Origin of the sequence: Blastococcus capsensis (assembly GCF_030165005.1) — a bacterium.
In the GTDB taxonomy this organism is placed as follows: Bacteria; Actinomycetota; Actinomycetes; order Mycobacteriales; family Geodermatophilaceae; genus Blastococcus; species Blastococcus capsensis.
The window spans coordinates 1-14597 of sequence record NZ_JASNNW010000030.1 but is presented as its reverse complement, the minus strand read 5'-3'; the positions used below and the strand labels follow the sequence as shown (position 1 = coordinate 14597).

The window sequence follows — 14597 nt, the reverse complement described above, 5'->3', positions numbered from 1 at the left end:
AGGCGGGCGGGGGGGCGGCGCCCCCCCCCGCCCCCCCCCCCCCCGGCCCCGGGGGGGGGGGGGGGGGGGGGGGCGCCCCCCCCCCCCCGGCCGGTCAGGCGCTATTGGTCACCCCTGGTCAGGACTCCTCACCGTGGTCGTGGTCGTGGTCGTGCTCGAGGCCACCACCCTCGCCACCGCCCGGCGCGAGCCGGTACTCCCGCTCCTCCGGGTCACCGGCGTAGGTGCCGCCGGGGACCTGCTGACCGGCCACACCGTTCACGGCCTGCGTCGTGTAGGCCAGCGTGAGGATCGAGTAGGCGATCGCATCGGCGTTCTGGTCCAAGGCGTCGAAATCCAGGTTCGAGATGTCGTCGCACTCCTGGTGGTAGCACTTGTCGTAGGCCACCCCGGCCTCGCCGCCGTACGCCTCGGCCTGGTACGGCTTCTTGACGCCCTCGGCACCGGTGAACAGGCCACCGGACGGGATGCCCGCCAGCGCGAACGCCTGGTAGTCGCTGCGCCCGCTGAATTCGGTGCCCTCGTAGTAGAGCTCACGCGACTCGTAGAAGTCCTCGAAGACGTACTCGATCTGCGCCGAGCCCTCGGGAACGGTGAAGTCGGCGTCGAACGAGGACTGGTCGCCGTCGTAGATGAACCGGGCGAAGTTCGGCGAGCCGACCATGTCGAAGTTCAGGTACAGGCCGATCCGGTCGCGCTCGGCGTCGCTGAGCGAGTCGACGTAGTGCGTCGACCCGATCAGGCCGAGCTCCTCGGCGCCCCACCAGGCGAAGCGGACGGTGTTGGCCGGCTTGACCTTGGCGATGTTCTCGGCGACCTCGAGGATCGCCGCGCTGCCGCTGCCGTTGTCGTTGATGCCCGGGCCCGCGGCCACCGAGTCCAGGTGCGCGCCGGCCATGACGACGTTGTCGGAGCTGCGGCCGGGGAGCTCGGCGAAGACGTTCTCCGTCTCGCGGATCTCGCTGACGGTGTCGGTCGAGAGATCGACCTTCGTCCCGAGCAGCGCGGGGCCGAGGTCGGGGGTCGTGCCGACCACCGGGATGGTCACGCCCGGGGCGCCCAGTGTCCCGTTCAGCAGGCCGGGCGCGTTGTTGTACACGACGACGCCCGTGGCGCCGGCCTTCTCCGCGTTCTGCGCCTTCTGCGCGAAGGTGCACCCGCCGCGCTGGATCACGGCGACGTCCCCCGGCAGGAAGCCGGCGAAATCAGCCTCGGCGCAGCCCAGTGCGCCTGCCGGCGCGGTCGCCGTGGCGTCCACGACGTCCCCGCTACCCGAGTACGTCATGTCGCGGAAGTCGGTGCCGTAGACGAAGGTGCGGTCGCCGCTGAACGTCGGCTCGGAGAGCACTTGGTAGTAGGGGAACTCGAACGCCTGCCGGGTCACCGCGTAGCCGGCGGCCTCGAGGCGCTGCTGCACGTAGTCGGCCGAGGCGTCGTAGCCCGGGGTGCCCGAGGCCCGCGTGCCGCCATTGGCGTCGGCGACCGCCTGCAGCGCCTCCAGGTGCTCCGTGACGCCGTCGACGGTGACGCACTCCAGCAGCTTGGCGACGGTGTTGTTGTTCCGGTTGTCACAGCCCGGGCTGGCTGCGGCGGCCGGGATGCTGGTGGCGACGCTGCCGGCCAGCGCCAGCATTCCCGCCGCCGAGGCGGCGACCAGCCGCGAGCGACGGGGTGCAGTGGATGGGGTCATGGAAGAGAGGGCCTCCTTCGCGGTGGCGTGCGCTGCGTTGCGCACACCCGAACGCACCCTCAGTGAGGGACCACACGGTGTCAACCTCTTGACACGGTCGGTCAGCTGTGCAGCACGCGATGATCCGCGGCCGCAGCGTCACGCCGCAGCGCGTCTCTCACCATCGGACCCGCGGCGATCACGGACGGTCAGGACCAGAGCGTCGCTCCCCTGGCGCATCACCCTCGGCGGCGGGCGCCGCTCGTCCCGACCGGGCGACGACGGGCTCCGATCCGGCCAGCTCCGTCGCACGGGACAGCACGGCGTCCAGCATCGGCTCGGTGAGCTTGCCGGTGAAAGTGTTCTGCTGGCTGACGTGGTAGCTGCCCAGCAAGGTCAGCGGGCCGTGCGGCCCCTCCAGCGCCACCTCCACGCCGTGCCCGAACGCCGGCCGCGGCCGGGGCAGCGCGTACCCGGCGGCCGCGAGCACCGGCCACAGCGCGGTCCAGCCGAACCCACCGAGCACCACGATGACCCGGAGCCGGGGCAGCAGCTGCAGCTCGCGGGCCAGCCACGGCGAGCAGGTGTCCCTCTCCTCCGGGGTCGGGGCGTTGGCCGGCGGCGCGCAGCGGACCGACGCGGCGACCCGGACGTCGGCGAGCTCCAGCCCGTCACCGATGTGCGTGGAGGTGGGCTGGTTCGCCAGCCCGGCGCGCCAGAGGGCGGCGAAGATCCAGTCCCCGCTGCGGTCGCCGGTGAAGACGCGGCCGGTCCGGTTGCCGCCGTGCGCGGCCGGCGCCAGCCCGACGACGGCGATCCGAGCGTCGGCCGGGCCGAGACCCGGGACCGGCCGGCCCCAGTAGTCCTGGTCCCGGAACGAGGCCCGCTTGACCCGGGCGACCTCCTCCCGCCAGGCGACCAACCGGGGGCAGGCATAGCAGCCGGAGATCCGGTCGTCGAGCACGGCGAGGTCGCGGACCGCACGGGCCGCCCGGGCCACACCGGCCGGGGTACGGGTGACGGGGAAGCCCCCGGCGTCTACAGGCACCGGACGGCCCCGATGCAGTAGAAGGTCCCCGTCCTGCTCACCACTCGCAAGCTCGTGGCGAGCCTCGGGACGGGGCCTGGGCGTGGGGGCATCGGGGTCCTTCGACTATGCCTGGGCACGGCCCAGCCGCAGGGCGATGCCGTCGAGGATGTCGTGCTCGCTCACCGCCACCTCGGGCAACCCGAACTCGTCCATCAGCACGCGCAGGATCAGCGCCCCGGCACCGATCACGTCGACCCGGCCGGGGTGCATGACCGGGGAGGCGGCGCGGCGCTCGCGGGTGGCCGCCAGCAGGTCGGCCGAGACCTGCCGCACGTCGCCGACCGGGATGCGCGACCCGTGGATCGCCTCGGAGTCGTAGGTGGGCAGGTCCAGGGCGAGCGCCGCGACGGTGGTCACCGAGCCGGCCAGGCCGACCAGGCTCGCCGCCCGGTCCACCGGCACCGCGCCGACGACGTCGGCCAGCGCGGCCCGGATGTCGCGCTCGGCCAGGGCCACCTGCTCGGCGGCCGGCGGGTCGTCGCGGAGGTGCCGCTCGGTGAGCCGCACGCAACCGATGTCGACCGACCGCGCGGCGACCACCCCGGCGGCGTTCCCCAGCACGAACTCGGTGGAACCGCCCCCGATGTCGACCACCAGGTACGGCGGCCGGGGCGGCTGCAGCGCGTGGGCCGCGGCCGCGGCGTCGACCGAGCCGGTGGCGCCGAGGAAGGACAGCTCCGCTTCCTCCCGGCCGGTGACCACGTCGGGCAACCGGCCGAGGGTGGCCCGCACCATATCCTCGAAGTCGGCGCGGTTGGCCGCATCGCGGGTGGCGCTGGTGGCGACCATCCGGATCTCGGTCGCGCCCAGCTCGCGGGCCTGGATCGCGTACTCGGCGAGCACCAGGCGGGTGCGCTCGATCGCCTCGGGCGCGAGCCGGCCGGTGGCGTCGACCCCCTGACCCAGCCGCACGACCTCCATCCGGCGGAGCTGGTCGGTGTGCGCCCCGGTGGGGGGCACGTCGGCCACCAGGAGGCGGATGGAGTTGGTGCCGCAGTCGATCGCCGCGACCCGCGTCATGCGCCGGCCTCGCCGCTGCAGCCCTGACTCGGCTCGACTCCGCCCTCGTTCCGCTCCTCGGTCGCTGGCGCTCCCTGCGATGCTCGCTCGGACGTCGCTCTCGCGTCGGGCCGGGCGCAGGGGCCCTTGGCCCACCACTCCCCCATGCCCTCGACCGCGCGGTCGCCGATCGGGTTCACCCCGGGCCCGGCCGCCAGCGCGTGACCGGCCAGGGCGTGCAGGCACTTGACCCGGTCCGGCATCCCTCCGGCGGTGGCCCGGGTGGGCAGCACGTCGCGGACGTTCCGGGTGGCGAGGTACGCCTCGTGCGCGGCCCGGTAGCCCTCGGCCAGCTCCGGGTCCGTGGCCAGCTCGTCCTGCCACTCCCGCATCCGGCCGGCCGACTCCAGCCGGCTGGCGGCGGCCGAGGCCCGCGGGCAGGTCAGGTAGTACAGCGTGGGGAACGGCGTGCCGTCCTCCAGCCGCGGCGAGGTCTCCACGACGTCGGGCTGCCCGCACGGGCAGCGGTGCGCCACGGCCACCAGCGCCCGCGGGGAGCGGCCCAGCTGCCGGGCGACGACCTCGCGGTCCTCCGGGCTCACCGGCTCGCTCACTCCGCCGCCCCTTCCGTACCGGGCTGGTCCGGTCGGCCCGCTGCATCCGCATCGGCCACCGACCGCATCAGCCCCTCGTACCAGGACACCGGCTCGGGCTCCGCTGCGGCGGCGGCCAGCGTGCCGGCGTCGCCCTCGACGACCTCACCGTCGACGACGATCACCAGCCGGTCACCGGGCAGCACGTAGGAGAGCCGCTCCCGCGCCTGCCGCTCGGTGTAGACGGGATCGGACTGCCGGTCCAGTTCGGCCTCCAGCTCGGCGGCCCGCTGGTCCAGCGTCTCTCCCTCGGCCACGAGCCGGGCCAGTTCCGCCTGTCCGGCCAGGTACTGGCGGATCGGGCCGGCCAGGGTGAGGGCGAGCAGCAGCACCAGTCCGACCAGGACCACGGCGCGGCCGGTGAACAGCGGCCGGTGACGGGCCGCCGCCGACGTGGCGGGACGCCGTTCGGGGCGGCGGTTGGGACGCCGCCGCCCGGGCCGGCTCGATGCGCCCGACCGCAGGCCGGTGCGCACCGGGCGGGTGGTGTGGACGCGCGGCACCCGCCCGGTGGCGCGCCGTCCGTCCCCTCCGCCGCGCCGGCCCGGAACGTTGCTCATCGGCCGCTGATCAAGCCTTCAGCCGCGGGAAGGCCGACGCGCCGGCGTAGCGGGCGGCGTCGTCGAGCTCCTCCTCGATGCGAAGGAGCTGGTTGTACTTGGCGACGCGCTCGCTGCGGGCCGGGGCACCGGTCTTGATCTGCCCGCAGTCGGTGGCGACGGCGAGGTCGGCGATGGTGGTGTCCTCGGTCTCGCCGGAGCGGTGGCTCATCATCGACCGGTAGCCGTTGCGGTGGGCGAGGTTGACCGCGTCGAGGGTCTCGGTCAGCGTGCCGATCTGGTTCACCTTGACCAGCAGCGCGTTGGCGGCGCCCCGGGCGATGCCGTCGGCCAGCCGGCTCGGGTTGGTGACGAACAGGTCGTCGCCGACGATCTGCACGCGGTCGCCGAGGGCGGCGGTCATCGCGATCCAGCCGTCCCAGTCCTCCTCCGAGAGCGGGTCCTCGATGGAGACGATCGGGTAGGCGTCGACCAGGCCGCGGTAGTAGTCGACCAGGTACTCCGCGGAACGGGACTGGCCCTCGAAGTCGTAGCCACCGTCGCTGTGGAACTCGGTCGCGGCCACGTCGAGGGCGAACGCGATGTCCGAGCCGGGCGTGTAGCCGGCCTTGTCGACCGCCTCGGCGATCAGGTCGAGGGCGTCGCGGTTGCTCGGGAGGTCGGGGGCGAAACCGCCCTCGTCGCCCAGGCCGGTGGAGAGCCCGCGGCCCTTCAGCACCGCCTTGAGCGCGTGGTAGGTCTCGGTGCCCATGGCCAGCGCCTCGGCGAAGCTGCCGGCACCTACGGGCGCGATCATGAACTCCTGGACGTCGACGTTGCTGTCGGCGTGGGCGCCACCGTTGAGGATGTTCATCATCGGCACGGGCAGCAGGTGCGCGGACGGGCCGCCCACGTAGCGGAACAGCGGCAGGCCGGTGGAGTCGGCAGCGGCCCGCGCGACGGCGAGGCTGACGCCGAGGATGGCGTTGGCACCCAGCCGCGACTTGTCCGGCGTGCCGTCGAGGTCGAGCAGGCGCTGGTCGACCAGCCGCTGCTCGGTGGCCTCGTAGCCGACCAGCTCGGGGCCGATGACGTCGAGGACGCCGTCGACGGCCTTGGTCACGCCCTTGCCGCCGTAGCGCTCGCCGCCGTCGCGCAGCTCCACGGCCTCGAAGGCACCCGTGGAGGCCCCGCTGGGCACGGCGGCCCGGGCGATCGTCCCGTCGTCGAGGGCGACCTCGACCTCAACGGTGGGGTTTCCGCGCGAGTCCAGGATCTCCCGCGCGCCTACGGCATCGATGCTCGGCACGGGGGCAGCCTAACCAGCTCCCCGGGAAGCGCTCACCCGCCGAGCGCTAAAAGGGCGGAAGATCGAGGTCGGTCCCGAAGCGGGGGGCGTGGCTGAGGAGCACCTCGCCGTTCGGCATGGTGATCGCCAGCCCTCCGTCGTCAGCCTCGTCGAAGGACCAGCCGGGAGCCTGGTGCTTGAGCCGGTGATGATGCTCGCACTGGCAGCACAGATTGTGGTGTGCGGTCGGCCCTGCGGGCCACTCCTTTCGATGGTCGAGGTCACAGGTCCGCGCCCGAGCGCGGCACCCCGGAAACCTGCAGCGCCGGTCGCGCAGCCGCACGAACCGGTCGAGTTCGGCGCCGGGGGTGTAGCCGACGGTCTCCGGAGGTGGCCCGAGGGCCTCACCGCGGCGGACAGCCGCGGCGTCGGTGAGCGCGACCAGGCTGCCGCGCAACTGATCGACGATCGCGATGTGCGGCCGGTGCGCCAGGCCGGTGCCGCTGACGTCGCGGAGCCCGATCAGCGCACCGAGGTCAAGAACGGAACGCAGCTCACCGTCTGTCCACACCCCGTCGCGGATCGCCCGTGCGGCTCCGGCCAGCCCCTCGCGGACGGCGACCTCGTGCCGTGCCGCGGCCAGCGCCAGCCACTCGGTCAGGGTCCGGTCCGCCACGGGCGTGGTCCCGGGCGCCCGCGCAGTCGAGGACTCTCCGGCCGGTGGAGGAGACGCCGGGTCACCGGGCGGAGCCGGGGCCCGATCGGCGTCGGGTGGCCGCGCCGGCGGAGGGGTCGCGTCCGACGAGCCGACGTCCGGCAGGTCCGCGTCCGGCCCGTCCACGCCCGGCGGACGGATCCGGGCTCCGGTGGCGGCGAGGTCCGTGACGTTCGCCTCCGTGGCCGGCTCCTGTTCGAGCTCGTCGAGCTGGGGTTCCGGGCGAGGCATCAGCCCGAAGGCGTAGCCCAGTTCGCGCACCATCTCCGCCGGCACCAGGTGCCCTTCGACCTGCCCGGGCTCACCGCCGCCCAGCATCGTCTCCAGGGTCGCCACCAGCGTGAGGGCGATCGTCACCGGAGGCATGCCGTACTCGCCCGGCCGCAGGACCAGGTCCTGCAGACAGTCGGCCATGCGCTGCTGCTTGGTTCGTTCATCGCCGTCCACGCGGGCCTGCTCGGCGTAGGCCTCCAGCGAGCGGTAGATCGCTGCGGCGGCCGGCAACGGCAGGTCGATGGCGACCGTGCCCGTGCCGTCCCGGCGGTCGTGCAGGCGCACGCCACGCTGCCGGACTGCCGCGACCAGCTTGCGGGCGGCTGCGTCGGCGTCCTTGCGGAGCATGATCCGCCGCGCGCAGTCGCCCAGCTGGGGCGGCGTCTTGCTACCCAGGAGGCCGAGCACGTGCGTCTCGATGTCGGCGCGCAGGTCGCCGTCCTCGACTGGCCCGACGACGTCCACCATCCGGCGGGCGTGCGCGGGCGTCAGCTCCCCGCGGGCCAGCAGCGCGAGGGTGCGCGGCAGCCGCTCGACGAGCACGAGCGATTCCACCAGCTGCGCGCTGGCCGCCGCGGTACTGATCCGCAGCGTCGGCGCCACCTCGTCGACCGCCCACTCGCTCACCTCGGTGAGCACGGCCGGACGGGCGGCACGCGTGGCCGCCGACATCGCTCCCTGCTCGCCAGGACGCCGGTCGAGCAGCGCGGCGGGGCGACAACGGGCGAACTCGGCCAGCGCGGTCGCGACCACGGCCGACAACCGAGCGATCGCCCGCGTGGCGGCCGCAGCCCTCGCCAGCGGTTCGACTCCCGCGTCCAGCACCCGTCTCAGCTCGGCGTACTCCGCCGCGATGGCATCGACATCGGGCCGGGGACCGGGGTCAGCGGTGCGCGTGCTGCCCATGCCGTCCGCCTCGTGCCGGGACCTCGGGGAGCGGACCCACTGCACGCCCGAGCGCAGCCCCGGGCAGATGACATCGACGACGTACAGCTCGCCGTCGCCCTGCGGCATCAGGTCGACGTCGAGCCGTTCCAACAGGGCGGCAAGACCGTGTTCGAGCAGCGACGAGGCGGCGCCCTCCGGCGCCTCCGACTCGCCAACATTATCGAACATGCGTTCGATACTAGTGCAGAGTTGCCGACCTGACCAGCTGAAATCTCCCGGATGGACGGTCAGCGGCATCGGGATGCGGCGGAGGGCCCCTGCCTGCGGTCGGCCGCGGCACCACCCGGCCGGGTGGGTCAGCCCCGGGCGCGGTCGGCCGCCGCCGCGTCCAGCTCGCCGGCGTACCGGCGGACCGCCTCGCGCAGCGCGTCCTCGGCGTCCCAGCCCCGGGCCTCGGCCGCCGCGACGACGGCGAGCAGCCGCTCCCCCAGCTCCTCCGGGCTCGTCGCGGCCAGCTCGGCCGGGGCCGGGGTGGGGAGACCGGCCCGGCCGGCCCGGCGGACCAGCGCCGCGCCCCACGAGGCCGCCGGCTGCGAGCGGGAGACCCCCTCGGTCGGCGAGCGGCGCTGCTTCTCGGCCTGCTTGATCTCCTCCCAGCCGGCCTCGACCTGCGCGACATCGCGTGGGCCGGCATCGCCGAACACGTGCGGGTGCCGGCGGACCAGCTTGTCCACCAGGTCACCGGCCACGTCGTCCACGTCGAACCGGCGCGACGCCCCCGCCTCTGCCGCGACCCGGGCGTGGAAGACCACCTGTAGCAGCACGTCGCCCAGCTCCTCGCGCATCGCGGCCAGGTCGTCGTCGACGATCGCGTCGTAGGCCTCGTGCGCCTCCTCCAGCAGGTACCCACGCAGCGAGGCGTGCGTCTGCTCGGCGTCCCAGGGACAGCCGCCGGGCGAGCGCAGCCGGTCCATGACCGCGACGACGTCGAGCAACCGGGCCCCCGCCGGCTCCGGTGCGCCGTCGACCGTCTCCGGCCCCGCAACCGGCTCACCGGCGGGCGTCAGCAGCACGACGTCGCCGGTCAGGGCGCCGGCGGCGGCTACGTCGGGGACGTCGGTGACGGAAAAGCCCTCGGCACGCAGCGCCTCGGCCGCGCCGCCGGCACCCGGCAGCGCGGCCAGCGGCCCGCCCGCGGACACCGCCCGCCAGCCGGCCGGGCTCAACAGGCCGGGGAGACGGGGGCTGACGGTGACGGCGAGGGCGACGGGCACCCGATCAGTCTGCCGAAGGAACGCGGAGCTGCGACGCGGCGGCCGGCTCCTCCAGGATCCGCACGACACCACCGTCACCGGGCGGCGCCAGCCGGCCCTCGTCCAGGACGCCGTACCGGGGGTTGACGGTGATGCCGAGATCGGCCCGCACCTCGTCCAGCAACGGCTGCACCGCCGCCTCCACCGCCCCGAAGGCCTCGCTCTCCAGCTGGGGCCGGAGCTCCTCGAAGGACGGGTAGACCGTGCCGGCCCGGAATCCGACGACCACACCACCGGCCTCCGGCACCGGGACGGCGAACGCGGTGCCCGGGGCGGCCGCGGCGAACTGCCCGGCCAGCGCAGAGGGCAACTCCTCCGCCGCCCGCCGCTCCAGGGTGGGCAGCGTGTACGGCCCCGGGAACCCGGCGGCCAGCTCGGCGTAGGCGGACGGGTCCGCGGTGAGCTGCGCGACCAGCTCGTCCGCCGCGGCCTGGTCGGGCACGGTGATGTAACCGAACTCGAGCTGCGCCAGCTCCTCGCGGACCTCCTCGTAGCGCGCCCGCAGCGCCGCGGTGTCCAGCGCCTCCGCGCCGCCCTCTGCCTCGGCGATCTCCCGGCGCACCAGCTGCTGGCGCACGTTCTCCCGGACGTCGGCGCGGCTGACCCCCTGCTGCGCCAGCTGGTCGTAGACGGCCTGGGGGTCGTCGCCACCCAGGAGCTCCTCGATCCGGCGGTTCACCTCGCGGTCGGTGACCTGCACGCCGTAGCGCTCCGCGGCGGCGTCGTGGACGGCGCCCTCCAGGAGCAGCCCCAGCACCGCGCGGGTGAGCTCGTCGTCCCGGCCCACGGCCGACGCCGCGACGTCCTCGTCGGCCAGCCGGTCCCCGACGGCCGACTCCAGCTCCGCGACGGTGATCTGCTCGTCCCCGACGTAGGCGGCGACGTCGGGGGCCGAGCGGCACCCGGCCAACGCGACGGCGACCAGGAACACAGCGGCACACGAGCGGGCAGCGCGGCGGATCAGCACGCCGGGCAGACTCCCACACCGCATGTGACGCGCGCCGCACGCCGCCCCGGATGGGCTCGGGGTCCGTCAGGCGGCGACCACACAGCCGACCACACAGCCGCCTTCCGCGCCGCGCTCCGCTCCTCGCTCGCTGGCGCTCGCTGCGATGCTCACTCCCTGTCGGCGCCGGCCTCGCTGCGATGCTCCCGCGGCTGTCAGGCGGCTCGGGGCTGCTCCTGGCCGGCGCGCCGCCCCGCTTGCTGGTGCTCCAGCCGCGCGACGTCGCGCAACGGCGTCCGGCGGTCGGGCCCGACCGGCACCTTCAGCGAGATCGTCTGCACCGCGGCCTTGTACGACGCACCCTCGGCGAGCCGGGCCAGCCGCATCTGCTTGGACTCCGGCAGGTCCACCTGGCCGACGCGGATCGCCCGCCCCTGCAACGACACCTCGGTGATCCCCAGCGCCCGCATGGCCACCCGGAACCGGGCGACGGCGAGCAGGTTCACCACCGGCGCCGGCGGCGCGCCGTACCGGTCGGTGAGCTCGTCGAGCACCGCCTGGGCCTGCTCCTCGTCCTGGATGGAGGCGACCTTGCGGTAGGCCTCCATCCGCAGCCGCTCACCGGGCACGTAGTCGTGCGGCAGGTGCGCGTCGACCGGCAGGTCGACCCGCACCTCGACCGGCTCGGCCGGCGCCTCCTCACCGCTGACCTGGGCGCGGTAGTCGGCGACCGCCTCGCCGACCAGCCGGACGTAGAGGTCGAAGCCGACACCGGCGATGTGCCCGGACTGCTCGCCGCCCAGCAGATTGCCCGAGCCGCGGATCTCCAGGTCCTTCATCGCCACCGCCATGCCGGCGCCGAGGTCGGTGTTGTGCGCGATCGTGGTGAGCCGGTCGACCGAGGTCTCGGTCAGCGTCCGCGTCGGGTCGTAGGTGAAGTAGGCGTAGGCGCGCTCCCGCCCCCGGCCGACGCGGCCGCGGATCTGGTGCAGCTGAGAGAGGCCGAAGGTGTCGGCGCGGTCGACGATCAGCGTGTTGGCGTTCGGGATGTCCAGGCCGGACTCGACGATCGTCGTCGCGACCAGGACGTCGTACTCCTTCTCCCAGAAGCCGACCATGATCCGCTCGAGTTCGTGCTCCTTCATCTGGCCGTGCCCGACGGCGATCCGGGCCTCGGGCACCAGGGAGCGGATCTTCGCCGCGGCCTTGTCGATCGACTGCACCCGGTTGTGGATCACGAACACCTGGCCGTCGCGCAGCAGCTCCCGGCGGATTGCGGCGGCCATCTGCTTGTCGTTCCAGGCGCCCACGTAGGTGAGCACCGGGTGCCGCTCCTCCGGCGGGGTGAGGATCGTCGACATCTCGCGGATGCCGGTGAGGCTCATCTCCAGCGTGCGCGGGATCGGGGTGGCCGACATCGACAGGACGTCGACCGCCGTCCGCATCGTCTTCAGGTACTCCTTGTGCTCGACGCCGAAGCGCTGCTCCTCGTCGACGATGACCAGGCCCACATCCTTCCAGCGGGTGCTGGGCTGCAGCAGCCGGTGGGTGCCGACGAGGACGTCGATCTTCCCGTCGGCGAGCTCGGCCAGGATCTGCCGGGTCTCGGCGTCGGACTGGAAGCGGGAGAGCACCTTCACCGTCACCGGGAACTGCGCGAAGCGCTCGGAGAAGGTCTTGAAGTGCTGGTTGGCCAGCAGCGTCGTCGGCACCAGGACGGCGACCTGCTTGCCGTCCTGCACCGCCTTGAACGCCGCCCGGACGGCGATCTCGGTCTTCCCGTAGCCGACGTCGCCGCAGATGATCCGGTCCATCGGCACCGAATGCTCCATGTCGGCCTTGACCTCGTCGATCGCGGCGAGCTGGTCGGGCGTCTCCTGGAACGGGAAGGCGTCCTCCAGCTCACGCTGCCAGACCGTGTCGGGGCCGAAGGAGTGGCCCTTGGTGGCCATGCGGGCCGAGTACAGCCGGATCAGCTCACCGGCGATCTGCTTGACCGCCTTGCGCGCCTTGGCCTTGGTGTTCTTCCAGTCGGCGCCGCCGAGCTTGGACAGCGCCGGTGACTCGCCGCCGACGTAGCGGGTGAGCTGGTCGAGGGAGTCGGTGGGCACGAACAGCCGGTCCGGCGGCTGGTTCTTGCGTGACGGGGCGTACTCCACGATCAGGTAGTCGCGCTGTCCGCCGTTGACCGTGCGGCTGATCATCTCGATGTAGCGGCCGACACCGTGCTGCTCGTGCACGACGAGGTCGCCGGGCTGCAGCTGCACCAGGTCGACGGCGTTCCGCCGGCGGGCCGGCATCTTCACCGCGTCACGCATCGAGGTGCCGCGCTGCCCGGTGAGGTCGTGCTCGGTGAGCAGCGCCAGACCCACGCCGGGGAAGGCGAACCCGGCCTCCAGATTGCCCTGGGTGACGTGGATGAGCCCCGACTCGGGTGCCGCGCCGAGGTCGGGCACCAGCCGGACTCCGAGATCCGCCTCGCCGAACTGGTCGGCAGCGCGCTGCGCGGGCCCCGGCCCGGCGAAGGTGACGACGGCCCGCCAGCCCTGCCGCTGCCAGCCGCGCATCTGCTCCACGGCCCGGTCCTGGTCGCCGTGGAACCGCTCCACCGTGGTGGCGTCGAGAGTGACGGAGGTGTCGTCGTCGCCGAGCGTGAAGGCCCCGGTGGTCCACCACGGGAGCCCGCGGGCACGCGTGGCGGCCTCGACGTCGGCGAGGTCGCGGAACGACGACGCCCCCAGGTCGAGCGGAGCCTCCCCCGCCTCACCGGCGGTCGCCCAGGAGGCGGCGAGGAACTCCTCGGCGGTGCGCACCAGGTCGGCGGCGCGGCTGCGCACCCGCTCGGGGTCGCAGACCAGCACGTGGGTGCCGGCCGGCAGCAGCTCGGTGAGCAGCTGCAGCTGCCCCGGCACGAGCACCGGGGTCAGCGACTCCATGCCCTCCACGGCGATCCCCTCGGCCAGCTTGCCGAGGATCTCCAGCAGTCCGGGGTGCTCGACCGCCAGCGCCGCGGCCCGGGCGCGAACCTCCTCGGTCAGCAGCAGTTCGCGGCAGGGCGGCGCCCACAGCCGGTCGGGCCGTTCGTCGAGTGAGCGCTGGTCGGCGGCGGAGAAGTAGCGCAACTCGTCGACCTCGTCGCCCCAGAACTCCACGCGCACGGGGTGCGGCTCGGTGGGCGGGAAGACGTCGAGCAGCCCACCGCGCACGGCGAACTCCCCACGCTTCTCGACCAGCTCGACGCGGGTGTAGGCGGCGTCGGAGAGCGCCCGCGCGATGTCGTCGAGCTCCGCGCCGTCGCCGGGCTTCAGCTCCACCGGCACCAGGTCGCCCAGCCCCGGAGCCAGCGGCTGCAGCACGCTCCGGACGGGTGCGACCAGCACGTCGATCGTGCCGTTCGCGCCCGGGTGGGTCAGGTCGCGCAGCACGGCCAGCCGGCGCCCGACGGTGTCCGCCCGCGGGCTCATCCGCTCGTGCGGCAGCGTCTCCCAGGCCGGGAAGGTCTCGATCCGCCGCTCGGGGAGGAAGCAGCGCAGCAGGTCCGCGGTCGCGTCGGCGTCCCGCTCGCCGGCGGTGACCACCAGCACGGGGACGCCGGCGCCCCCCGAGCGTGCGGCGAGAACCGCGGCGACGAGCGGCTGCACCGGCGGTGGTGCGGTGACGGCCAGGGAGGCGCTCCCGGCGGCGGCGGCGACGCGGCGCATCGCCGGATCGGTGAGGACGACGTCCAGCACGCCGCGCAAGGTCACGGTGAGTCCACTCCTGAGCAGGTCGGCCGGCCGCGCAGGCGCCGCCTCCTGCGGCGGGGGCCGACTGCCCACGGTAGCGCGGACCCGGAACTGCTGCCGACGCGATCACTCCGGCTCTGACACCTCACTCGGCCAGCGCACGACCGTGCCGGGCCATCCAGCCCGCGACCGGTGTTGCACTGTGCGGCCACCGGTCGCCGAGCGACCCCCGCAGCAGCCGTTCCAGGCCGCCGCGCCACCGCCGCGGGAGGGCCCTCTTCCCGGTTGCCCGCACGGACATGCCTTGGGACCGGTCCCCGGAGCGATCCGCTCCTCGGAACCGGTCCCGAGGGACCCGCTCAGGTCACACGGTCACCGTGCGGCAGCCCAGCAGCGGGTTGGTCGACCCGCCCCCCGCGTTGATCGCATAGGCACACACCTGGTGCGACCCGGCCACCAACGTCGCCGACCAGCCGAAGCCGTGATCGTCCCCGGCCGC

10 protein-coding genes are annotated in these 14597 nt (G+C 74.0%); all 10 read right to left on the bottom strand.

Features of this window, described 5'->3' with window-relative positions; all coding sequences use genetic code 11:
* Positions 1–118: 118 nt before the first annotated feature.
* On the bottom strand, positions 119–1690 hold the full coding sequence (locus QOZ86_RS19580; RefSeq protein WP_284493650.1) for a M28 family metallopeptidase: 1572 nt from the start codon (positions 1688–1690) through the stop codon (positions 119–121).
* A gap of 178 nt (positions 1691–1868) precedes the next feature.
* On the bottom strand, positions 1869–2717 hold the full coding sequence (locus QOZ86_RS19575; protein ID WP_284493649.1) for a uracil-DNA glycosylase: 849 nt from the start codon (positions 2715–2717) through the stop codon (positions 1869–1871).
* A gap of 105 nt (positions 2718–2822) precedes the next feature.
* On the bottom strand, positions 2823–3779 hold the full coding sequence (locus QOZ86_RS19570) for a Ppx/GppA phosphatase family protein (protein WP_284493648.1): 957 nt from the start codon (positions 3777–3779) through the stop codon (positions 2823–2825).
* Entirely contained in the window at positions 3776–4372 is a 597-nt protein-coding gene (locus QOZ86_RS19565; RefSeq protein ID WP_284493647.1) for a DUF501 domain-containing protein, read from the bottom strand. Before QOZ86_RS19565 ends, QOZ86_RS19570 begins: the two co-directional genes overlap by 4 nt.
* Positions 4369–4971 carry a septum formation initiator family protein gene (locus tag QOZ86_RS19560; RefSeq protein WP_284493646.1) on the bottom strand — a complete coding sequence of 201 codons (603 nt, stop codon included), beginning with the start codon at positions 4969–4971 and terminating at the stop codon, positions 4369–4371. The genes QOZ86_RS19565 and QOZ86_RS19560 overlap by 4 nt, the downstream gene beginning before the upstream one ends.
* A gap of 10 nt (positions 4972–4981) precedes the next feature.
* A complete protein-coding gene (gene eno, locus QOZ86_RS19555) occupies positions 4982–6259 on the bottom strand; it encodes a phosphopyruvate hydratase (RefSeq protein WP_284493645.1) in 1278 nt (425 codons plus the stop codon).
* Between the two features lie 46 nt (positions 6260–6305).
* Positions 6306–8342, bottom strand: a complete 2037-nt coding sequence (locus QOZ86_RS19550; RefSeq protein ID WP_284493644.1) for an HNH endonuclease signature motif containing protein — start codon at positions 8340–8342, stop codon at positions 6306–6308.
* 128 nt (positions 8343–8470) lie between these two features.
* A complete protein-coding gene (locus tag QOZ86_RS19545) occupies positions 8471–9388 on the bottom strand; it encodes a nucleoside triphosphate pyrophosphohydrolase (protein WP_284493643.1) in 918 nt (305 codons plus the stop codon).
* A gap of 4 nt (positions 9389–9392) precedes the next feature.
* Positions 9393–10394, bottom strand: a complete 1002-nt coding sequence (locus QOZ86_RS19540) for a SurA N-terminal domain-containing protein (protein ID WP_284493642.1) — start codon at positions 10392–10394, stop codon at positions 9393–9395.
* Positions 10395–10588: 194 nt separating this feature from the next.
* Positions 10589–14119 (bottom strand): transcription-repair coupling factor, encoded by a 3531-nt coding sequence (gene mfd / locus QOZ86_RS19535; RefSeq protein ID WP_284493641.1) that lies wholly within the window; start codon positions 14117–14119, stop codon positions 10589–10591.
* Positions 14120–14597: the final 478 nt, after the last annotated feature.

What these genes read in the sequence shown, in the direction of transcription:
- QOZ86_RS19550 (WP_284493644.1), bottom strand. Translation starts at nt 8,342, where the DNA reads ATGTTCGATAATGTTGGCGAGTCGGAGGCGCCGGAGGGCGCCGCCTCG.
- QOZ86_RS19570 (WP_284493648.1), bottom strand. Translation starts at nt 3,779, where the DNA reads ATGACGCGGGTCGCGGCGATCGACTGCGGCACCAACTCCATCCGCCTC.
- QOZ86_RS19560 (WP_284493646.1), bottom strand. Translation starts at nt 4,971, where the DNA reads ATGAGCAACGTTCCGGGCCGGCGCGGCGGAGGGGACGGACGGCGCGCC.
- QOZ86_RS19580 (WP_284493650.1), bottom strand. Translation starts at nt 1,690, where the DNA reads ATGACCCCATCCACTGCACCCCGTCGCTCGCGGCTGGTCGCCGCCTCG.